This is a genomic window from Caballeronia humi (assembly GCF_001544475.1).
Taxonomy (GTDB): domain Bacteria; phylum Pseudomonadota; class Gammaproteobacteria; order Burkholderiales; family Burkholderiaceae; genus Caballeronia; species Caballeronia humi.
Genome location: NZ_FCNW02000003.1, coordinates 308,476 through 328,559, shown reverse-complemented (window position 1 = coordinate 328,559; position 20,084 = coordinate 308,476). Strand labels below are relative to the sequence as shown.

The 20,084-nt window shown below is 65.2% G+C and carries 18 protein-coding genes and 1 pseudogene; 8 read left to right on the top strand and 11 right to left on the bottom strand.

Annotated features, from left to right (window positions below; all coding sequences use genetic code 11):
- Positions 1–80: 80 nt before the first annotated feature.
- Together AWB65_RS06140 and AWB65_RS06135 are read left to right on the top strand one after the other, a co-directional pair.
- A complete protein-coding gene (locus tag AWB65_RS06140; protein ID WP_087666279.1) occupies positions 81–545 on the top strand; it encodes an Lrp/AsnC family transcriptional regulator in 465 nt (154 codons plus the stop codon).
- A gap of 82 nt (positions 546–627) precedes the next feature.
- Positions 628–945, top strand: a complete 318-nt coding sequence (locus tag AWB65_RS06135) for a hypothetical protein (RefSeq protein WP_087655964.1) — start codon at positions 628–630, stop codon at positions 943–945.
- A 101-nt stretch (positions 946–1,046) separates the two neighbouring features.
- Here the strand turns inward: AWB65_RS06135 and AWB65_RS36640 are convergent, their stop codons facing one another.
- Complete coding sequence (locus AWB65_RS36640; protein ID WP_200821666.1) at positions 1,047–1,214, bottom strand: hypothetical protein; 168 nt, start codon at positions 1,212–1,214, stop codon at positions 1,047–1,049.
- A 69-nt stretch (positions 1,215–1,283) separates the two neighbouring features.
- Positions 1,284–2,111 carry an EamA family transporter gene (locus AWB65_RS06130; RefSeq protein ID WP_087666278.1) on the bottom strand — a complete coding sequence of 276 codons (828 nt, stop codon included), beginning with the start codon at positions 2,109–2,111 and terminating at the stop codon, positions 1,284–1,286.
- Positions 2,112–2,302: 191 nt separating this feature from the next.
- On the opposite strand from AWB65_RS06130, the gene AWB65_RS06125 reads away from it, so the two are divergent.
- Both AWB65_RS06125 and AWB65_RS06120 read left to right on the top strand, forming a co-directional pair.
- Positions 2,303–3,697 carry a selenium-binding family protein gene (locus AWB65_RS06125; RefSeq protein WP_087666277.1) on the top strand — a complete coding sequence of 465 codons (1,395 nt, stop codon included), beginning with the start codon at positions 2,303–2,305 and terminating at the stop codon, positions 3,695–3,697.
- Positions 3,698–3,707: 10 nt separating this feature from the next.
- Positions 3,708–4,349, top strand: a complete 642-nt coding sequence (locus AWB65_RS06120) for a hypothetical protein (protein WP_087666276.1) — start codon at positions 3,708–3,710, stop codon at positions 4,347–4,349.
- Here AWB65_RS06120 and bla read toward each other — a convergent pair.
- Both bla and AWB65_RS06110 read right to left on the bottom strand, forming a co-directional pair.
- Positions 4,336–5,233, bottom strand: a pseudogene (gene bla, locus AWB65_RS06115) (class A beta-lactamase). The gene AWB65_RS06120 and the pseudogene bla overlap by 14 nt on opposite strands.
- Positions 5,234–5,271: 38 nt before the next feature.
- Positions 5,272–6,243 carry an ornithine cyclodeaminase family protein gene (locus AWB65_RS06110; RefSeq protein WP_087666275.1) on the bottom strand — a complete coding sequence of 324 codons (972 nt, stop codon included), beginning with the start codon at positions 6,241–6,243 and terminating at the stop codon, positions 5,272–5,274.
- A 149-nt stretch (positions 6,244–6,392) separates the two neighbouring features.
- Between AWB65_RS06110 and AWB65_RS06105 the strand changes: the two genes are divergently transcribed.
- Both AWB65_RS06105 and AWB65_RS06100 read left to right on the top strand, forming a co-directional pair.
- Positions 6,393–7,178 (top strand): ABC transporter substrate-binding protein, encoded by a 786-nt coding sequence (locus AWB65_RS06105; protein WP_087666274.1) that lies wholly within the window; start codon positions 6,393–6,395, stop codon positions 7,176–7,178.
- Between the two features lie 22 nt (positions 7,179–7,200).
- Positions 7,201–8,442 carry an NAD(P)/FAD-dependent oxidoreductase gene (locus tag AWB65_RS06100; RefSeq protein WP_087666273.1) on the top strand — a complete coding sequence of 414 codons (1,242 nt, stop codon included), beginning with the start codon at positions 7,201–7,203 and terminating at the stop codon, positions 8,440–8,442.
- A 22-nt stretch (positions 8,443–8,464) separates the two neighbouring features.
- Here the strand turns inward: AWB65_RS06100 and AWB65_RS06095 are convergent, their stop codons facing one another.
- The 5 genes from AWB65_RS06095 to AWB65_RS06075 all read right to left on the bottom strand — a co-directional run bounded on the left by AWB65_RS06095 (position 8,465) and on the right by AWB65_RS06075 (position 16,127).
- Positions 8,465–9,937 (bottom strand): efflux transporter outer membrane subunit, encoded by a 1,473-nt coding sequence (locus AWB65_RS06095; RefSeq protein WP_087666272.1) that lies wholly within the window; start codon positions 9,935–9,937, stop codon positions 8,465–8,467.
- Entirely contained in the window at positions 9,934–11,118 is a 1,185-nt protein-coding gene (locus AWB65_RS06090) for an efflux RND transporter periplasmic adaptor subunit (RefSeq protein ID WP_087666271.1), read from the bottom strand. Before AWB65_RS06090 ends, AWB65_RS06095 begins: the two co-directional genes overlap by 4 nt.
- 12 nt (positions 11,119–11,130) lie before the next feature.
- Positions 11,131–14,331: an efflux RND transporter permease subunit gene (locus AWB65_RS06085; RefSeq protein ID WP_087666270.1), complete on the bottom strand. Its 3,201-nt coding sequence runs from the start codon at positions 14,329–14,331 to the stop codon at positions 11,131–11,133.
- Between the two features lie 177 nt (positions 14,332–14,508).
- Positions 14,509–15,579, bottom strand: a complete 1,071-nt coding sequence (locus tag AWB65_RS06080) for a hypothetical protein (RefSeq protein ID WP_087666269.1) — start codon at positions 15,577–15,579, stop codon at positions 14,509–14,511.
- Between the two features lie 341 nt (positions 15,580–15,920).
- A complete protein-coding gene (locus AWB65_RS06075; RefSeq protein WP_087666268.1) occupies positions 15,921–16,127 on the bottom strand; it encodes a hypothetical protein in 207 nt (68 codons plus the stop codon).
- Positions 16,128–16,494: 367 nt separating this feature from the next.
- On the opposite strand from AWB65_RS06075, the gene AWB65_RS06070 reads away from it, so the two are divergent.
- Together AWB65_RS06070 and AWB65_RS06065 are read left to right on the top strand one after the other, a co-directional pair.
- Positions 16,495–17,538 (top strand): T6SS phospholipase effector Tle1-like catalytic domain-containing protein, encoded by a 1,044-nt coding sequence (locus tag AWB65_RS06070; RefSeq protein WP_087666267.1) that lies wholly within the window; start codon positions 16,495–16,497, stop codon positions 17,536–17,538.
- A gap of 121 nt (positions 17,539–17,659) precedes the next feature.
- Positions 17,660–19,261: a hypothetical protein gene (locus AWB65_RS06065; RefSeq protein ID WP_235007518.1), complete on the top strand. Its 1,602-nt coding sequence runs from the start codon at positions 17,660–17,662 to the stop codon at positions 19,259–19,261.
- Positions 19,262–19,488: 227 nt separating this feature from the next.
- Here the strand turns inward: AWB65_RS06065 and AWB65_RS06060 are convergent, their stop codons facing one another.
- Together AWB65_RS06060 and AWB65_RS06055 are read right to left on the bottom strand one after the other, a co-directional pair.
- Positions 19,489–19,821: a hypothetical protein gene (locus AWB65_RS06060; protein ID WP_087666266.1), complete on the bottom strand. Its 333-nt coding sequence runs from the start codon at positions 19,819–19,821 to the stop codon at positions 19,489–19,491.
- A 15-nt stretch (positions 19,822–19,836) separates the two neighbouring features.
- Entirely contained in the window at positions 19,837–20,031 is a 195-nt protein-coding gene (locus AWB65_RS06055; RefSeq protein WP_087655979.1) for a hypothetical protein, read from the bottom strand.
- Between the last annotated feature and the right edge of the window lie 53 nt (positions 20,032–20,084).

Sequence of the window (20,084 nt, the reverse complement as noted above, 5' to 3'; positions counted from 1 at the left end):
AAGTTTATCGGCGACGAACGCGCCAAACCATGCATAAAATTAGGCGTATCGGCGGATTTGCCTTTCGAAAGAAGCTCACCATGTCGAAAAACCTCACATCGCAACAAGGCCTCGACGACATCGACCGCGAGATGCTTTCCATCCTCGCAGACGACGGCCGCATCGCCATCACGGAACTCGCGCGGCGCGTTGGCCTCTCCGCGCCGAGCACCGCAGAGCGCATGCGGCGGCTCGAAGCGCAGGGCGTGATCGAAGGCTTCGAGGTGCGCATCGCGCCTCGCGCGCTCGGCTACACGCTGCAGGCGATCGTGCGCGTGAAACCGCTGCCCGGGCAGTTGCATCTGGTGGAAGAAGAAATCCGCCGCATCCCGGAATTCGTCGAATGCGACAAGGTGACCGGCGACGATTGCTTCATCTGCCGCCTCTATCTGCGCTCGATCGAACAGCTCGACGCGATCCTCTCGAAAATCACGGAGCGCGCGGAAACGAGCACGGCGATCGTCAAATCGACGCCGGTCGCGCGCCGGCTTCCCCCGCTCAGCTAGGCGGCGCGCGGCTCGGGCGGCCGCCCTACAAACGGCGCGGCAACAGGTCTACACTGGGTGGCGAATCACCAGGAGGAACACCATGCCCGATATCGACGCCAACCGCACCTTCCGCGGGCTTCCCCTGACCGAAGAACAGGATGCCGAAGTCCGCCACTACATCAAGAAGAAAAAGCAGCACGGCGAGCCGTGGGACACGCCGGAATTGCGCGAGATGCTGCGCGACATGCTCGAACCGCCCGGCGACGACGACCTCGCCGCCGACGACTCCGACGACGAAACCCGCGCGGCCTCGGAGCGCGCGTCCGCCTTCATCGACGAAGCGATGGACCCGATCGAGGCCAGCGAGGAATGGCACGCCGCGATGGAAGCTGAAGCCATGAAGGGACCGAAGCGCTGACATTCGCGCCTGATACGAAATCGCCCGCGGAAAACAAAACCGCCGGCGCGCAGGGCCGGCGGCGGGCCGCGTCGCGCGGCCGAGTGAGTACCACCGGGTTGCTAGTGCTTGTGCTTCATCCAGTCGCGCAGTGGATGGGTGTCGAGCCAGCGCGCGTTCGTGGCATGCGGCTCTCCCCTGTGTTCTGCGCGGCGACGCGTCACCAGCACGACGGCGATGCAGAGCACCACCACGATCCCAACTATCAAGCTGATCATCGGCTCAGTCATGGCAGCCTCCTCCGAGGTCAGGGCCATGCTTACATTGTAGGTGAGCCACGGATAATCACCAGCCGCACCTCAGGCGCCTAGACAAATCGCGCCGGCCGCAATCACGCAGCACGCAGTGATGCGCCGAAAGGTCAGCCGCTCGTTGAGAAACATCCGCCCGATCAGCGCCGCGAACACGACGCTCGTCTCCCGCAGGGCGGACACGGCACCCATCGAACCGAACTGCATCGCCCAGATGACGATGCCGTACGCCGCGATCGACACCATTCCGCCACCCGCCGACCGCCCGATGTCGGCGAGCGGCGTCCAGAGCGCCGCGACGCCGCGCACGGAGATGAAAACCAGCGGCATCAGCAAGAAAAACGCGAACATCCACGCCGTATAGCCAGCAGCCGATCCCGCGACGCGCACGCCCATGCCGTCGATCACCGTGTAGACCGCGATCGTCGCGCCGGTGAGGAACGCGGCCGCCGCGCCTTTCGTGGAGACGCGTCCACGTTCGAGCGCAAGCGAAACGATGCCGCAGGAGACAAGCAGGATGCCCGCCATCGGCAGGAGGCCAAGGTGCTCGCGCGCGAAAAGCAAGGCGCCGAGCGCGACGAGCAAGGGTGACGAGCCGCGCGCAATGGGATACGTTTCGCCGAGATCGCCGCTGCGGTACGCATAGACGAGGCTGACGCTGTAGACGATATGCACGAGCCCCGACGCGATGATGTACGGAAACGCGGGCGCGGCGGGCATCGGCAGGAAAGGGATCGCGATGACCGAGACGAGGCCCGTGCAGGTGCTCATCCACGTCATCGAGAGGAAGCGGTCGCGGTTGCCGTGCAGCATGGCATTCCACGTCGCATGCAGGATTGCGGCCAGCAGGACAAAACCGCCTACGTAGGTGAACATGTCGATGCGTCTCGTTGCTGTACCCGATCGCGATGATTGAATTGCTTAAATCACCCTGGGTCAAGCGCTATTTGTTGCGTTGGCACGCTGCAATGGCACATCCGGCGTCCTGACAGAATCCTTGCGCTGAGCGCAACGTCATCCGCGTGTGTGTCCTATAGTGCAGAGACCACTCAGAGCGGAGAACGAACATGGCGACATGGAGACCGGACCCCAGCTTCTACCCCTCACCCCGACTCGCGGCCCAGGCACCGCCCGAACAACTCGCCTACGTCGCAACATTCGATCCCGAGAGGAAGCAACCCGACGCGCTCGCGGTCGTCGACGTCGATCCGCAATCGCCGACTTACACGCAAATCGTCAGCCAGCTGGCGATGCCCAATACCGGCGACGAACTGCATCACTTCGGCTGGAACGCGTGCTCGTCGTGCCTGTGCCCGAACGCGCCGCATCCGCATATGGAGCGGCGCTATCTGATCGTGCCGGGGCTGCGCTCGTCGCGCATCCATATCGTCGATACGAAGCCGGACCCGCGCAACCTGAGCATCGTCAAGACGATCGAGCCGGAAGAATTCGCCGAGAAGACCGGCTATACGCGCCCGCACACCATCCACTGCGGGCCGGGCGGCATCTACGTGACCGCGCTCGGCAATGCCGAAGGCAAAGCGCCGGGCGGCATCGCGCTGCTCGATCAACAGAGCTTCGATCCGCTCGGCCGCTGGGAGGTGGAGCGCGGCCCGCAGCAGCTCGCCTACGACGGCTGGTGGCATCTCGGCTACGACACGGTCGTCACGAGCGAATGGGGCACGCCCGACACGTTCGAGAACGGCCTCGTCCCCGAAATCCTGCTTGGCGGGAAATACGGCCGCAAGCTCCACTTCTGGGACATGACGCGCCGCAAGCACCTGCAGGAAATCGACTTCGGAGACGAATATCAGCTCGTCTTCGAATTGCGCCCCGCGCACGATCCGACCAAGCCCTACGGCTTCGTCAATTGCGTGATCAGCCTGAAGGATCTGTCGTCGTCGATCTGGACGTGGTATCGCGATGGCGACAAATGGGCCGTCAAGAAGATCATCGACATTCCCGCCGAGCCAGCCGATGCCTCCGTGCTCCCGCCGATGCTCAAGGGCTTCGGCGCGGTGCCCCCGCTCGTCTCCGACATCGATCTCTCGATGGACGACCGCTTCCTCTACGTGTCGTGCTGGGGCACGGGCGACCTGCTGCAATACGACGTCTCCGACCCGTTCGCGCCGAAGCTGACGGGCAAGGTGCGTATCGGCGGGATCGTGTCGCGGGAGACGCATCCGGGTGCCACGAACGGCAAGTTGAACGGCGGCCCGCAGATGGTCGAAGTGAGCCGCGACGGCCGGCGCGTCTATTTCACGAACTCACTCTACGGCGCGATCGACGACCAGTTCTACCCGGATGGCATCGACGGCTGGATGGTCAAGCTCGACGCCGATCCGTCGGGCGGCCTGTCCGCCGACAAGAACTTCTTCATCGACTGGCCGAAGGGACGCCGTCCGCATCAGATCCGGCTGCAGGGCGGAGACTGCTCGTCCGATTCGTATTGCTACCCGTAGGCGCTTTTTGATGGAGCCCGGTTCCACCACGATGTGGCTCAGCGCCGCCGGCCTCGGCGCTTTCCACGGCATCAATCCGGCGATGGGCTGGCTCTTCGCCGTCGCGCTCGGGCTCTACGCGCACAGCCGGCGCGTCGTGCTGATCTCGCTCGTGCCGATCGCGATCGGGCACGCGGCGTCGGTTGCGCTCGTGCTCGCGGGCGCGCTCACGCTCGGCTCGCTGATCGATCACGCGTATCTGAATCGCGCGTGCGGCGCGTTGCTGATCGGCTGGGGCGTGTGGAGCGCGGTGCGCGGGCATCGCGGGAAACCGGCGGTCGGGATGCGCACGGGGCTGGCGGGGCTCGCGGTGTGGTCGTTCGTGATGTCGAGCGCGCACGGCGCCGGGTTCATGCTGATTCCGGTGCTGCTGCCGCTGTGCGCGGCGGCGGGACCGGCCGCCGGCTTCTCAGCGACCGCGAAGACGCTGCCGCCCGCCGCGCTCGTGCTCGGCATCCATACGCTCGCGATGCTCGCGGTGATCGGCGCGATCTCGATGATCGTCTACGACCGCGCGGGCGGGCTGGGCTTTCTGCGCACGGGGTGGATCAACATCGATCTCGTATGGAGCGCCGCGCTCGTGCTGTGCGGCGCGGCGCTCATTCTCCTGTGACACGGGCCTGGCCGAACTTCTCCGCGACGATCCTGGCCGCCGACGCGAGCACGTCGTCGCGTGCTTTCGCGTCCTGCTCGCGCTGCGTGAAGTAGATCACGAGGACGATCGGCGGCCTGGCCGGCGGCCACAGCACGGCGATATCGTTCGACGTGCCGTAGTCGCCCGTGCCGGTCTTGTCCGCGACTTGCCAGTCGCGCGGAACACCGGCGCGGATGCGCTTGTCGCCGGTCGTGTTGGCGCGCATCCACGTTTGCAGTTGGTCTCTTTGCGCGATGCCGAGCGCGTTACCCAGCGCGAGCCGCTGTAACGTGAGCGCCATCGCGGCGGGCGTCGTCGTGTCGCGCGGGTCGCCGGGGATCGCCGTGTTGAGTTCGGTTTCCATGCGGTCGAGCCGGAACTCGGTGTCGCCGATGGAGCGCGCATACGCCGTGACATCCGCGGGCGACGCCGAGCAAACGGATCAGCAGGTTCGCCGCCGCGTTGTCGCTGTACTGAAGCGCGGCGGCGCATAGTTCGCCGACCGTCATGCCATCGGCGACGTGTTTGCCCGTGACCGGCGAATTCGCGATGATGTCGCTTTGCCCGTAGCGAATGCGCCGCGCGAGCAGGCCCTCGTCGCGCGCGCTGCGCGTGAGGATCGCCGACGACAGCACTACCTTGAACGTGCTGCAGAACGGAAAGCGCTCGTCCGCGCGATACTCGATGCGGGCGCCGTCGGCGGTGTTCAGCGCGGATACGCCGAGGTGTCCCTTCGAAGCGCTTTCGAGCGCCTTCAGCCGTGACGCGGCCGAGCCATCGGCCGGCGACGACATGCAGGCGCTCGCGAACGGTATCGATACAGCCGCGGCCAGCCACGCGCGGCGAACGGGTGAATGCGTCATCTGTGCTGTTCCTCCTTTGCTTAACAAAGGAGGCAATTCTATGCTGCTCCGCGCAACTGCAGATACAACGCATGCGCAACTGCGACATCCTCCAGCCCGAGCCCGATCGACCGGAAGAACGCGTGCCGCTCGTACGACGGCGCGCCGCACGTCCCGCCCACGAGTTCCGCGAGATCGCCGCGGATCGCATCGGGCGACCAGCCGGTCTGGCTCGCGATGACCATCTCGCCAGCACTCGACGGCGTTGTGCGTCGATAGTCGCAATACACGTCGAACGAAGGCAACGCCGCCGGATCGACTTCGTGCGCCCGCGCGACGTTTGTGCTCACCGACGTGATCAGCGCGGGCTTCGCCAGATCGCCCAGATCGAGAACAGGGGTCCCCGACGATGTGCATAACATCACGACATCGGCATCGCGCACGCACTCGGCGCTCGTCCTTGCGATGCTGACGCGTGGATCGATCGCGCGGATATCGCCCTGACGCGCGGCATCGTTTGCAAGACTCGGCGAATACACGCGGATGGTCTCCCACGCTCTGAACGGCGCGACATGCCGCAGATGCGCGAGCGCCACCGCGCCCGAGCCGATCACCGCCAGCCGCGTGCTGTCCTTCTTCGCCAGATAGTCCACCGCAAGCGCAGTCGTGCCCGCCGTGCGTTCGGTCGTGAGCAGCGCGGCGTCGCACCACATCAGCGGCTGGCCGCTTCGCATCGACATCAGCGCCGTCCACGCGGTGATCACCGGGGCGCCCGGCACCGCGATGTACGGCGAGAGCTTCGCGCCGAACACGTTCTCTTCGGCGAGCACGCCGAGATACGTGATGAAGTCGCCCGCGTCTTGCGGAAACAGCGTGAGCGTCTGCGGCGGCTGGATCGCTGCGCCGCGCGCGAGCGCGCCGAACATGCGTTCCAGCGCGCCGCGCACATCGAGCCCGGGAAGCGCCGCGCGCACCCCTTCCTCACCAACGACGATCGGCGCCGCAGCGCCCCGATTAAGCGATTCGTTCATTTCGAGCCTCCTTCCGATTGATAGACATTTTCGTCCATTCTAGACTTTTATTTTATTTTTAGTCTATATTGCGTTGGCGGCCTCGTCCTTCGTGACCCGCGCCGCAATGATCGGAAAGCGCACTTACAACATACGACACGGTGACAACGATGAACTGGAAAACGATCTGCTTCGCGGGCGCGGCGAGCTTCGCCATCACGCTCGGCGCGGCGCACGCCGACACTCAGCAAGCCCTGCGATTCGGCGTCGAGGCGGCGTATCCGCCGTTCGAGAGCAAGACGCCGTCGGGGCAACTTGAGGGCTTCGACATCGACATCGGCAACGCGGTCTGCCAGCGCATCAAGATGAAATGCGTGTGGGTCGAGAACAGTTTCGACGGTCTGATTCCGGCGCTCCAGGCGCGCAAGTTCGACGTGATCAACTCGGCGATGAACATCACGGACAAGCGAAAGCAAGCCATCGATTTCACGCCGCCCATCTACGTGATGCCGATCCAGCTCGTGGCCAAGCGCGGCTCGAACCTTCAGCCGACTACCGCGAGTCTCAAGGGCAAGTCGGTCGGCGTGTTGCAGGGCTCGACGCAGGAGGATTTCGTGCGCAAGCACTGGGCGAAGGAAGGCGTGCAGATCGTGACGTACCAGAGCCAGGACCAGATTTTCGCGGACCTTAGCGCCGGGCGGCTCGACGGCGGCGTGCAGGAAGTGCAGACCGCCATCGACGGCTTTCTCGCGAAACCCGAGGGCCGCGACTTCGATTTCGCGGGCCCGCCCGTCTCCGATCCTTCGACGCTCGGCGAAGGCACGGGCTTCGGCTTGCGCAAGAACGACGCCGCTTTGAAGGCGAAGATAGCCGCCGCGCTCGACGAGATGAAGAAGGACGGCACGCTCAGCCAGTTGTCGCAGAAATACTTCAAACGCGACATCATTGCGAAGTAACGCTGTTTTTGCAAAGGACGATATGGCAAAGGACGTGATCGTGCTCGGGGCGGGCATCGTCGGCGTGAGCGTGGCGCTGCATCTGCGGCAGCGCGGATTCGACGTCGTGCTCGTCGACCGGCGCGCGCCCGGTGAGGAGACGAGCTTTGGCAACGCGGGGCTGATCGAGGCGTCGTCGGTGGTGCCGTATGCGTTTCCGCGCGACTGGCGCACCGTGCTGCGCTACGCGCGCAACGGCTCGACCGCGCTGCGCTATGACGTGCGCTCGCTGCCCTCATATGCGCGCTGGCTCGCGCGCTTCTGGTGGGAGTCCGCGCCCGTCCGTCTGCAGGCCGCCGCGCGCGACATGCTGCCGCTCATCGGGCGCAGCGTCGCGGAGCACGAGGCGTTCATCGAGCGCGCGGGCCTCGCCGATCTCGTGCGGCCGACGGGATGGCTCGAAGCGTATCGCGCGGCCGACGCATTCGAACGCGAGGCGCTCGATGCGCAACGCATCGCGACGACGCACGGACTGGATGTGCGCATCCTCGATCGTGCGGGGTTGAGTGGCGTGGAGGCGTCGCTTGACGGCGGCTATGCGGGCGCGATCCACTGGACCGATCCGCGCAGTGTGTCCGACCCCGGCGCGCTGACGAAGGGTTACGCGCGGCTATTCGAGCGCGAAGGCGGCCGTATCGTGCGCGGCGATGCGGCGACGCTCGAACAGCGTGGCGCCGCGTGGCGCGTGCAGACGGACGATGGGCCGATCGAAGCCGAAGCGGCCGTCGTCGCGCTCGGGGCGTGGTCGGACCGCGTGCTGCGGCCGCTCGGCTATCGCGTGCCGCTGATGGCAAAGCGCGGTTATCACATGCATTACGCGAGCACGGCGAAGGCGCCGCTGCTGCGGCCTGTGGTCGACATCGAAGGCGGGTATGTCGTTGCGCCGATGCGGCGCGGGCTCAGGCTGACGACGGGTGTCGAGCTCGCCGGACGCGACCGGCCGCCTAATCCGGTGCAACTCGATCTGGCGGAACGCGCGGCACGGCCGGTGTTCGGGCTCGGGCGGCGGCTCGATGACAAACCCTGGCTTGGGCTACGGCCTTGTACGCCGGATATGCGGCCGGTGATCGGGCCGGCGGAGCGGCATCCGGGATTGTGGTTCGCGTTCGGGCACGCGCATCATGGGTTGACGCTCGGGCCGGTGACCGGACGCTTGCTCGCGGAAATGATGACGGGAGAGACGCCGTTTACCGATCCGGCGCCTTATCGGGTGGGGAGGTTCTAAAGGCGTGGCGAGCGTGTGAAGCTCAGTCCCCCTTCGACACCCGCAACTCCCCCGCCGTCCATCCTCCGCCCAGCGCCTTGACGAGCGCAACGCTCGCCGCCATCCGCCTGCGCTCGATGCTCACCGCCGCGCGCTGGTCGTTGAGCACGATCGCCTGCGTCACGACGACGCTCAAATACGTAATCGCGCCGTTCTCATAGCGATTGCCCACCTTGCTCAACGCGCGCTGTGCCGCATCGACGGCTTCGCGCTGCGCATCCAGCGCCCGCCGCAGCACCTGCAACGCAGTGACGTTGTCCTCGACCTGGCCGAACGCCGTGAGCACCGTCTGCCGATAGTCCGCGACGCTTTCGTCGTAGGCGGCGCGCGCCGCGTCGCGGGCCGCCGCGCGTCCGCCGAAGTCGAGCACGGTGAACGCGAGTTGCGGTCCAAGCGACCAGAAGCGGCTCGGCGCCATCAGCCACGAGCTGAAGTTGGTCGCTTCGAGGCCGCCCGTCGCTGCGAGCAGCAAATTCGGAAAGAACGCCGCCGTCGCGACACCCACGCGCGCATTCGCCTCCGCGACGCGTCTTTCCGCCGCCGCGATGTCCGGGCGGCGTTCGAGCAGCGTCGACGGGATGCCGGGCGGCAGCGCATCGAGCGCGGCGCCGGGGTTCGGCACGTTGCCCGCGTTGAGCGGTGGAACGTCGAGCGTGAACGACGACGGTGGCTCGCCGATCAGAATCGCGATCGCGTTGATGAGGCGGCTTTTCGTGGTCTCGAGGTCAATCAGTTGCGCCTGCGTCGACTTCAGTTGCTCCTCGGCCTGCGCGACGTCGGACTCCGCCGCGATGCCGCCCGCGAAGCGGTCCTTCGTCAGCGCGAGCGCTTTCTGGTAAGTCTGCAAGGTCTCGGCGAGCAGCCGCTCTTCCTCCACCGTGCCGCGCAATTCGAAATAGTTGGTCGCGAGTTCGGCCTGCATCGACAGGATCGCGCTTTGAAGGTCGGCGGCGCTCGCCGCTGCTTCCGCGCGCCCGCCTTCGACCGCGCGCGAGATGCGTCCCCACAAGTCCGGTTCCCACGTGATCTGCGCGTTGAGCATGTAGTCGGGCAGCGTCACGCCCGCGCTCGACTTGTACAGCACATTCTCCGATGCCCGCGACTGGTTGAACGCGGCGTTCGCCGTCACGGTCGGGAAATACGCGGCGCGCGACTGCGCAACCGCCGCCTGCGCGCCGCGAAAGCGCGCAGCGGCGGCGGCGACCGTCTGGTTCGCCGACGCGACCTTTTCTTCGAGGGCATTCAGTTGCGGATCGCCGTAGATTTCCCACCACGGCGCCCGCGTTTTGGCGTCAGCGGGTTCGGCGGGCTTCCAGTCTTTCGATGCCTGCGCATCCAGCGACTTGTATGCCGCCGGCACACTCACGTCAGGCCTCACATAGTCCGGCCCGACGACACACCCCGCCAGTGCAAAACTCAAAGCCGATGCCACGGCCAAAGCGCGCATCGCGATCATGACGCCTTGCCCTCCGGCGCCTTGCCGTCCTTCTTGGCGACGCGCACCGCCGTGCCGTCGATGATCGAATCGGGCGGATTCAGGATCACGCGCTCGTCGCCGGTCAGGCCCGATACGATCGACACCCGCGTGCCGTAATCGGTGCCGAGCACGACCGGCAGGAGCTTCACGCGGCCGTTCGCATCGACGGTCGCGGCGCGCACGCCGTCGGGCCGGAACAGCAGCGCGTTGCCCGGCAGCATCAGCCCCGGATTCGCGCTCGTCAGTTTGAAGCGAACCTGTGCATACGCGCCCGCGAGCAGTTCGCCGCCCGGGTTCTTCACTTGCACCTCGACGCGCATCGTCCGCGCGACCGGATCGACGGCGCCCGCCGTACGCACCACCGTGCCTTCGAACTTGCGCTCGCCCTGCTCGGTCAGCAGCAGTTCGGCGGGCAAGCCGACCCGCACGAGCCGCGCATACGCCTGCGGCACGTCGACGAACACGCGCAACGTCGTCGGGTCCTGGATGTGGAACAGCTCGCGCCCGGCCGAGCCGCTGCCCGCGTCGATCAACTGGCCGACATCCGTATTGCGCGCCGTGACGACGCCGTCGAACGGCGCGTAGATCTTCTGGAACGACACGAGCTGCGCGAGCCGCGACACGTTCGCCTGCGACGCGTTGAGCGCGGCCTGTTTGGCGAGCATGTCGCCGTTCTTTTCATCAGTCTCCTGACGGGAAACCGAGTTGTTCTTCTGCATCTGCGCCCAGCGGTCCGCCGTCGTCTTCGCGAGCAGGTAGTTCGCTCGCGCGGTCTGTTCGTCGGCGCGCGCCTGGCGCAACTGGTCGTTGGTTTCGGGCGCATCGATTTCGGCGAGCAACTGGCCCTTCTTCACGTGCTCACCGATATCCACGGTCCAGCGCTTCAGATAGCCGTTCGTGCGCGCGAAGATCGGTGCATCGGAGAACGCGCGGATATCGCCCGCGAGGATCAGGTCCTGCGTGGCCTTCATGCGCGTCGGCGCGATCACTTCAACGGTCTGCACGCTATAGCGATCGACGTCTCGCTCCAGCTCGGCATGCGCCGAACGCCGCGACACGATGCCCTGCACGATCAGCGCGAGCACGACCACCACAACGAGCACGAGCCACAGCCTGTTGCGTCGCGGTTGAATTGGCCGTTGCGTTCCCTGCTCTTCCATTTACGCTCCGAGTTATTCCGTCTGCTGCCGTTGTGGCGGCGGTGAACCTGCGTTCGCTTTCTTCGCGCGCGCTTCGAGCCGCGTGTAGATCATCGAAAACACGACCGGCACGAAGAACAGCGTCGCGAGCGTGCCGACCATCAGCCCGCCGATCACCGCGCGTCCGAGCGGCGCGTTCTGCTCGCCGCCTTCGCCGAGGCCGATCGCCATCGGCACCATGCCGATCATCATCGCGAGCGCGGTCATGAGCACCGGCCGGAAGCGCGTGAAGCCCGCTTCGAGCGCCGAGCGCACCGCGTCGCCATGCTCCTGCAACGCGCTGCGCGCAAAGCTCACGACGAGAATGCTGTTCGCCGTCGCGATGCCGATACACATGATCGCGCCGGTGAGCGCGGGAATCGAAAGCGTGGTGTGTGTGAGGAACAGCATCCAGACGATGCCCGCGAGCGCGCCCGGCAGCGCCGTGATGATGATGAACGGATCGAGCCACGACTGGAAGTTCACGACGATCAGCAGATACACCAGCACGACCGCGAGAATGAGGCCGAACGCGAGACCGTTGAACGACGAGTTCATCGTCTCGACCTGACCGCGGATGCTGATCGACGAACCCTTCGGCAACTGGCCGCGCGCTTCGTCGATGATGCGCTGCACGTCATCCGACACCGCGCCCAGGTCGCGCCGCTCGGTGGTTGCGTAAAGGTTGATGCTCGTCTGCGCGTTGTAGTGATACACGACCGCTTCGCGCGAGCCGCGCGAAAGCTGCGCGAGCGAGCCGAGCAGGTTTGTGCGGCCCGTGGACGACGTCACCGGAATGTTCGCCACCGATTGCAGTGAATCCATGTCGTATTGCGGCGCCGAGGTGATCACGTTGTAGCTCACGCCGTTGGCCGGATTGAGCCAGAAGGTCGGCGTCGTCTGCTGGCTGCCGGAGAGCGTGATCAGCAGATTGTTCGCCACGTCGCGCTGCGTGAAGCCCGCCTGCAACGCCTTCGTTCGATCGACTTCGACGTTGATCGTCGGCAGGTCGGACGGCTGCTGGATGCGCGCATCGACGAGCCCCGGCACGCCGCGTATCTTCGCGAGCAGGCGGTTCGCGAACGCGCGGTTGCCCTGCACGTCGCGCCCCACGATTTCGATGTCGATCGGCGCGGGCACGCCGAAGTTCAGGATCTGGCTGACGATGTCGGCCGGCAGGAACGAGAACGCGACGCCCGGGAACTCGGCGGGCAGCTTCTGGCGCAACTCGTGGATGTAATCGGCGGTCGGCTTGTGGTCTTCGCTCAGGCTGATGAGCACGTCGGCATCGGCGGAACTGATCGCGCCCGTGTTGCTGTACGAGAGGTTGATGCCCGACACCGGCAGGCCGATGTTGTCGATGATCGAATGCACTTCGTTCTTCGGGATCAACTGGCGCACGCGCTGGTCGACGCGATCGGTCAGCGCGGCCGTCTCCTCGATGCGCGTGCCGGTGCGCGTGCGCAAGTGCATCGCGATGACGCCGGCATCGACGGACGGGAAGAAGTCGCGTCCGAGGAACGGCGCGAGCCCGAGCGAGAGCAGGCAGCACAGCAGGAAGATCAGCGCGAAGCGGCCCGGATGCTTCAGTTGCGCTTCGAGAAAGCCGCGATAGCGATGCCGCACCGACTCGAAACGCCGCTCGAACCCGAGATGGATGCGCACGAACGGATTCTTCGAACCCTTCATGCCCTCGACGTCGCCGCCCATGTGCTCGTGGTTGCGCAGCAGGTATTTCGCAAGCGTCGGCACCAGCGTGCGCGAGAAGAAGTACGACGCGAGCATCGCGAACACGACCGCTTCGGCGAGCGGCACGAAGAGGTAATGCGCGACGCCCGTCAGCAGGAACATCGGGATGAATACGATGCAGATGGCAAGCGTCGAGACGAGCGTCGGCACGGCGATCTGCTGCGCGCCGTCGAGAATCGCCTGTTCCAGTTCCTTGCCCTGCTCCAGGTTCTGGCTGATGTTTTCGATGGCGACGGTCGCATCGTCGACGAGGATACCCACCGCGAGCGCGAGGCCGCCGAGCGTCATGATGTTGATTGTCTGGCCGATCGCGGAGAGCATCACGATCGACGTGAGCATGGAAAGCGGGATCGATATCGCGATGATGAGCGTGGCGCGCCAACTGCCGAGGAACAGCAGCACCATCAGCGCCGTCAGGCCCGCCGCGATCACCGCCTCGCGCAGCACGCCCGACACCGACGCGCGCACGAAGAGCGACTGGTCCGCGACCGGCTCGATTTTGAGCGACTCGGGCACGAGGCCTTTCAACGTCGGCAGGAGCGCCTTCACGCGCGACACGATGTCGAGCGTCGACGCGTTGCCGCTCTTGTTGATCGTGAGCAACGATGCGCGCGTGCCGTCGAGGCGCACGATGTTCGTCTGCGGCTGAAAACCATCGCGCACGTGCGCCACGTCCTTGATATAGATCGTGCCGTTCGGGCCGGTGCGGATCGGGATGTCGTTGAGCCCTTCGATCGAGTTCGGGCTCGCGTTCAGGCCCACCGAATATTCGGTCGGACCGATCTTGGTCGTGCCGGTCGGCAAGATCAGGTTCTGCGCGCTGATCGCATTGACGACGTCGGTCGGCGCGAGGTTTTTCGCCTGGAGCTTGCGCGAGTCGATATCGACCATGATCTGGCGCTGCTTGCCGCCGTAAGGCAGCGGCACCGAAGCGCCCTGCACGGTCGCGAGCTGCGTCTTGAGGAAGCTGTTGCCGAAGTCGTAGAGCTGCTGCTCCGTGAGTTCCATCGACGAAAGCGCGAGCCGCAGGATCGGCACCGTCGACGCGTTGTAGCGCAGGATGTTCGGCGGCGTGATGCCGGGCGGCAGCGCGCGGAGCTGCGTCTGCGAGAGCGCCGTGATTTCGGCGATCGCTTCATCGACGTTCGCGTTCGGCTGGAAAAAGATGCGGATCACCGCGATGCCCGGCAGCGACTCCGACTCGATGTGTTCGATGTCGTTCACCGCCACCGAGAGCCCGCGCTCGTAGTTGAGCGTGATGCGCCGTTCCATCTGGTCGGGCGGCAGGCCGTTGTACGACCAGATCACGGAGACGACGGGGATGTCGATGTTAGGAAAGATATCGGTCGGCGTGCGCACGATCACGAGCGGACCGATGATCAGCAACAGCAACGACAGAACGATAAACGTGTACGGGCGCCGGAGCGCGAGTCTGACGATCCACATCGATTTCGCTTGCCCGTATGTTTTCCGTGTCTGACGGTTATTGGATTTTCAACGCTCTATAACATGACACAAAAGAAGCTTACAAAACAAATCGCGCAAACGCTTGCGAGCGTTTGCGCGCGAGATTCCCGCTGAGGAATTAATTCGAAATATTACGCGGCGTTTCTTTTGATCACGCTAATTCGCCGGAATCGTCACGATCGGCGCCTTTGAATCCTGCGTCACCTCCGCGAGCGCCATCAGGTTCTGCACGACCGTAAACGCGTATTTCGAATCGAAGTCGCTGCGCTCGATCCAGTACTCCGACTGTCCGTACAGGATGTTCACGTAGGCATCGGGCGGCGCTTTCCTGCCCGTGCTGACGATGATCGTCGGACGTGTCTCCCCGCCGATCAGTCCGATGGTCGGCTGCGTCGAGCCGCTATTGACCTGCTCGTCGGGCACGTTCACCTGTGCGCCCAGGTCCGTCAGAATGCCGAGCACCGAGCGCGTGACCATCGGAATGTGGTCGCCGCGCTGCGCGGACTGTCCGTAGACGATCTCATAGGTCTTCGTCTTCGGCGAGAGTTTCAGAAGCTTGCGGACGCTCGCGAGATCGGCGGTAGTTTGCTTCGAGGCGCCGCTGGAAGTCGCGCCGATCGTGATGAACACCCGGCCGGTGTGCTTCTCGTCGCGCGATTCGATGTTCAGCTCGCCCGCCAGTTGCAGCCGCCGCAGTACCCGCAGGAGCTGGAAGAACTCCGGCGCGCCCGAGCTGTTCGGGCCGCCGAGCGCGGTGCCGTTCTGCAACCCGCCGATCGACTGCGCAGTGATGCGCAGGAGGAGATCGATCGGCATGCCGCTTTCGGCGAGCGGCATCACGAGTGTCGGCGCGAGCGGACGGATATAGGCGCTTGCGTAGGCTTCGCCTGTCGTCGGAGTGAAGGTGAAGGTCGGGTGGTTTGAGTAGGACACCGCGCCTGTCGCCAGCGCGTAGTTCGGCTGCGAGCCGGAACCGGCGTTGAGCGTGGCGCCGGTGGTGGCATCGAAGGTATAGGCTGCAATGATCTGGCTCACGGTCAGGAACGCGGGGGAATCCGCGAACCTCAATCCGATGATGGCTGCAAGAATTTCACGCTTCTTGGCATCGCCGAGGGCGCGCGCGTAATCGACCTGATCGGCCTTCAGCCGGTTCGGTCCGATCATCGAGCATCCCGCCGAAAGGCACGCCAGGCCGAGCACCGCTATCGAAATTGCTTTCCTTGTCATGGGCCCTCGGGAGTCTGGATCAGTCGGTCAGGCGGACAGGAAGGCCGCCGCGTCGGGGCGGGGGTCGCAAATTTCATTCCTTTGTTGATGTTTTGTTGCGGGGGAAAAGGCGCTTTTGGTCGGCCGTCGACGTTCGCGGGTTCTCGGTGGAGTGATCGGCGGCGGCCGTTTGAGGGTCCATTAACATCTGCGGCGCTTTTGCCGAGAGCCGCCTGTCAAAGGCCGGCTGTCCGGGCCATTGCCGTTCGCCACGCGTGCTGATCGCGCATCCGGCGCGGGAATCTGCGGACGAACGTCCTCCCGCGCTCACCTCGAGCGCGCTTCTGCTACTTCGCCCGATTTCAGTTTGTCGCGCCGGGCGCCTGCGCGGCGTCCGCCTTGGCCGGCGCCTGCCGGTCCTTGATGTACCGGCTCGCGTCCGCGTGCTGGGCGACGAGCGTATCGAGGAGATCCGAGGCGAAACGCGGGCCGTCGTCGCGCGCGAAGGCGGAAGCGGCGAACGAGGATGCAAAAGCCAGCAACGACGCGGTCAGAAGCAGTTTCTTCATGATTCGCTCCATAGGTCACGCAGACTCGGAGACAACCAGACGACTAGGAGGCGTGCATGCGCGCCTCAAGCCCTATTTGATCCCGCCCTCGCTGCGCCGTTCAACCCCAAACCGGCCCGCCGTGATGCACGCCGCACAGAATGATCCCGCCCTCGCTGCGCCGTTCAACCCCAAACCGGCCCGCCGTGATGCACGCCGCACAGAAGCGTGCAAGTCGAGCCTGCCGTTCCGCCCTCGCCTTCTTCCGACGATCTCCAGCTAAAACCGCACCGTCGTGCGCGGCGACCTTGAATCGCGCCACGCCATTACCTATGCCTTACAAAAGACCGATGAAAGACCGCACCCGCACTCATGGAGACAGCCGAAAATGAACTTCGCGATTTTCTTCGACGGCACCTGGAACGAACCCAACGACCGCACCAACGCCTGGCTACTGTTTCAGAAGACGCCGGTGACCGCGCAGCAGAAAACCTGCTACGTGCAAGGCGTCGGCACGCAGGGACAGGGCCTCTTCGCGCTCGCTGACAAGCTGCTCGGCGGCGCATTCGGCGACGGCCTCTCGGACAACATCAAGTCCGCCTACGCATGGCTCTGCCAGCAGTATGAGGACGGCGGGCGCATCTACATCTTCGGCTTCAGCCGCGGCGCCTATTCCGCGCGCAGCCTGGCCGGACTCATCCGCAAATGCGGGCTGATACGCGACGCGGGCGAGGAATCGGTCGCCGAGGCGTACAAACTCTATCGCGACCGTGACCTCGGCCCGAACGACGACCAGGTCGTCGAGTACCGACGCCAGCATTCGCGCGTGGTGGATATCGAGTACGTCGGCGTGTGGGATACGGTCGGCGAACTGGGGATTCCGGTCGGCGGCCTCGCGATTCCTGGCTTTTCCAGCTATTACACATTTCACGACACGACGCTCTCCAGCACGACGAAAGCCGCTTTCCACGCGCTGGCGGCGAACGAATACCGCTCGCTCTACAAGCCGACGCTCTGGACCCTCGGCGCCAACCCGCGCGGCGCCTTGCCGCTGGAGCAGCGCTGGTTCGCGGGCGCGCATGCGAACGTCGGCGGCGGCTACCTCACGCCGCCGCGCAACCCCGAGGACCTGCTGCCGCTGATCCCGGCCGAGTGGCTGCGCCAGAAAGCGGAGGAATGCGGTCTGGAAACCGACGGCCCAGTCGATATCCCCGCCGCCGCGTACACGTCGCCGCTCGTCGATTCCTATGCCGAATTCACCGAGCACCACCCCTTCCTCCAGCAAGTCTGCAACCGGGAGGCGCGCGCGGCGGGCGGCGCGCTGAACGAGACGATCGACCAGAGCCTCCTGATGCGTTTCGACGATCCCGCTTTCCTCGCCGATTTCGGCGAATATCGCGAACAGTTGAGGGCGTTGCCGCTCGGGAAGTAACGCGGACCGTGTTTCTGTGCGATCGCACGCATACGGTCCGATAAATCGCCGCCTAAAATCGGTTTAGCAAACGTTTGCCGACACACGAAACCGGGCCTGAATCGACAGCGAGGTAACTGGCATGGGCGTTCCTTCGTCGCAGGGACTCGCCGCCGGAGCGGACTCCGGCGACGCCGACGGCTACCCCGGCCCGCGCGTCGCGAAAGACGTCGCGAAATGCGAAGGGCTCGTGTCGCACGCGGCGGAAACCGGCACGACGCTCGACAAGGCCGATGTCGACGCCGTGCGCGACGCCCGCCACGCGCTCGACCTGAACAAGTGGAACAACGCCGTCGACGGCAGTTTCTACTCCGCGATGAGCCGCATCGCGGCGGCGGTGCAGTATCCCGGCACGAAGATCGCCGAGGACCTGGATCACTGCCGCGACATGGTTTCCTACGCGGCGCAGAACGGCAAAGTGCTAGACGAAAACGACGTCGGTTCGATGTCCAGGGCGCGCGACGCGCAGTTGAGCCACTCGTGGAATCCGGCGATCGAAGGTGCGTTTTACGCGGCGATGAGCCGCATCGCGCACGCGGTGACGCCGGTCGTCGCGGAAACCGCCGGCGACGATGCGCGTCGCGGCGCGCGCCGCGCGATCCGCATCTACACGCGCTCGGCGATCGCGTTGACGGTGCTCGTCGTGCTGCTGTCTTGCGTGCTCTTCGTGGTGAACCAGATTTCGACCGATATCGCGATCGTCGTGAAGGACAACGACGCCGCCGCGCTCTCGCTGCACAACCAGTTGCAGTCGCACGCGGTCGCGATCACCGAGGCGAAGGTGAAAGGTGTCGACGCGGTGATCGCGTTGCAGAATTCGCAACCGGCGCTCCAGATCAAGCAGGAATTGCAGCAGTTCGCGACCAACAACCGCCAGCTTTTCGCCGACGTGACCCGGATCAGTTCACTCACGACGAGCATGGGGCTGGGCGTCGTGCGCAGCCCCTACAAGCCGCCGTGTCCCGGCGAGAAGTCGGTGCTCAATTTCCCGAGCGCGTACGCGACGTCGCACTCGACCGGGTACATCGTCCGCGAGGAAAAGGACGACTGGCAATGCAATCTGGCGATCGCGCGCGAGGTGCTGGAAATCACGCTGCCGCTGCTCGCGACCCCACGCGCGCAAGCCGGCGACAAGGACCCGCCGCCGCCCGAGGACGCGGTCGCGCAGGGTTTTCAGAAGATCGCGGTGTATCAGGACATCCGCGCGATGGCGCTTTACGTGAACGACATCATTCTGTCGATCGTGGGGGCAGTGACGGGGTTTTTGCTGCCGGTGCTTTACGCATGGCTCGGTGCGTGCGCGGCGATCTTGCGGCAATTGAGCGCCGATTCCGCCGCCAACACGTTCCATCCCGAGCACTCGAAAGTGGCGAACCGTGCGCATGTGACGAGCGCGGTGATCGTCGGAATTTCGATCGGGCTCTTCAGCGAACTGCTGCAGGGCGGCAAGGAAGTGTCGCCGCTCGCCATCGCGTTTATCGCGGGCTACGCGTCTGACAAGTTCTTCTTTTTCGTCGACCGGCTGGTTAGTGCGGTGTTTCCGGCGCGTGCGCCGGACAAGCCGGAGAAGCCCGGCGCGGGTCATGGCAGCGGTGGCGCCGGCCGAACGCCGCATGGAGCGGCATCGAAGCCGACGGGCGGCGATGATGGCACTGCGGCGTCGCGGCGGACGCCCTTGAGTTGATGCGGCCGGTAGCCGAAACGGTGGCGCGCGACTGACACCTGATGCTGCCGGGCCGATGCTTCGCGTGGCGAAACTCGGTGTTCGGAAAGTCCTGCAGACGCCGGGCCACCATGCCTCGCCCTCGCCCGTAGAGAGCTTGCCGTAGCATGTGGGTAACGTCGCACCGTGCACCCGGCGCCGTGGCTATATGGCATGCGACCGGTACGGTTGCATGCTGCCGCCCCCCGTTACGCTTCGTCCAGCGAAAACTCGACGTTCGGAAAGTCCTGCAATCGCCCAGCTACCTCCGCTTCGCCCTCACTCGTGAACAACCCGTCGAGATAGTCGAACGACAGCTTCGGCACGAGCGCTTTTAGCGCAAGCTCCGCGCTCCGCTTCGGCTCGACGACGATATCGTCCACGTCCAGCCGCACGCAGAATTCGCCCGCCTTCGCTTCCATCGCGCCGATGTCGATCACCTTTCCGTCAACGTTCTGCGCCAGCACGCGCTGCTCCACGGCAAACAGCCGGAACGGACGTTCGAGGCGCGGGGCGACGCCTTCCTTTTCACTCGTGGCCATCGTCACTCTCCTGGCTCAACCCGCCTCGCCGACGCCTGCCGGGTCCGGCAGTTCCGGCTTGCCGCGCGTGGGTTCCGGCGGGTCAGGCTCGCCCGTCGATGACTGCTTCTGCTCTTCGCTCAGGCGGCGATCGGCGACATTCGGGTCGCTCGTCGTCTGCTGGGGCGGCGTCGGGCGGTCGGTTTGAGTGTCGTCTTTTGGGTCGGTCATGTCGATGTGTCCCTTCGATGTGGATTGCTGGCACATCATCCGGTAGCACATCG

Bases quoted from the DNA above. Each gene is read 5' to 3' on its own strand.
- AWB65_RS06055 (WP_087655979.1), bottom strand. From the start codon at position 20,031: ATGACCGACCCAAAAGACGACACTCAAACCGACCGCCCGACGCCGCCC.
- AWB65_RS06110 (WP_087666275.1), bottom strand. From the start codon at position 6,243: ATGAACGAATCGCTTAATCGGGGCGCTGCGGCGCCGATCGTCGTTGGT.
- AWB65_RS06130 (WP_087666278.1), bottom strand. From the start codon at position 2,111: ATGTTCACCTACGTAGGCGGTTTTGTCCTGCTGGCCGCAATCCTGCAT.
- AWB65_RS06075 (WP_087666268.1), bottom strand. From the start codon at position 16,127: ATGAAGAAACTGCTTCTGACCGCGTCGTTGCTGGCTTTTGCATCCTCG.
- AWB65_RS06080 (WP_087666269.1), bottom strand. From the start codon at position 15,579: ATGACAAGGAAAGCAATTTCGATAGCGGTGCTCGGCCTGGCGTGCCTT.
- AWB65_RS06135 (WP_087655964.1), top strand. From the start codon at position 628: ATGCCCGATATCGACGCCAACCGCACCTTCCGCGGGCTTCCCCTGACC.
- AWB65_RS06070 (WP_087666267.1), top strand. From the start codon at position 16,495: ATGAACTTCGCGATTTTCTTCGACGGCACCTGGAACGAACCCAACGAC.
- AWB65_RS06140 (WP_087666279.1), top strand. From the start codon at position 81: ATGTCGAAAAACCTCACATCGCAACAAGGCCTCGACGACATCGACCGC.
- AWB65_RS06125 (WP_087666277.1), top strand. From the start codon at position 2,303: ATGGCGACATGGAGACCGGACCCCAGCTTCTACCCCTCACCCCGACTC.
- AWB65_RS06100 (WP_087666273.1), top strand. From the start codon at position 7,201: ATGGCAAAGGACGTGATCGTGCTCGGGGCGGGCATCGTCGGCGTGAGC.
- AWB65_RS06085 (WP_087666270.1), bottom strand. From the start codon at position 14,331: ATGTGGATCGTCAGACTCGCGCTCCGGCGCCCGTACACGTTTATCGTT.
- AWB65_RS06095 (WP_087666272.1), bottom strand. From the start codon at position 9,937: ATGATCGCGATGCGCGCTTTGGCCGTGGCATCGGCTTTGAGTTTTGCA.
- AWB65_RS06120 (WP_087666276.1), top strand. From the start codon at position 3,708: ATGGAGCCCGGTTCCACCACGATGTGGCTCAGCGCCGCCGGCCTCGGC.
- AWB65_RS36640 (WP_200821666.1), bottom strand. From the start codon at position 1,214: ATGACTGAGCCGATGATCAGCTTGATAGTTGGGATCGTGGTGGTGCTC.
- AWB65_RS06060 (WP_087666266.1), bottom strand. From the start codon at position 19,821: ATGGCCACGAGTGAAAAGGAAGGCGTCGCCCCGCGCCTCGAACGTCCG.
- AWB65_RS06065 (WP_235007518.1), top strand. From the start codon at position 17,660: ATGGGCGTTCCTTCGTCGCAGGGACTCGCCGCCGGAGCGGACTCCGGC.
- AWB65_RS06105 (WP_087666274.1), top strand. From the start codon at position 6,393: ATGAACTGGAAAACGATCTGCTTCGCGGGCGCGGCGAGCTTCGCCATC.
- AWB65_RS06090 (WP_087666271.1), bottom strand. From the start codon at position 11,118: ATGGAAGAGCAGGGAACGCAACGGCCAATTCAACCGCGACGCAACAGG.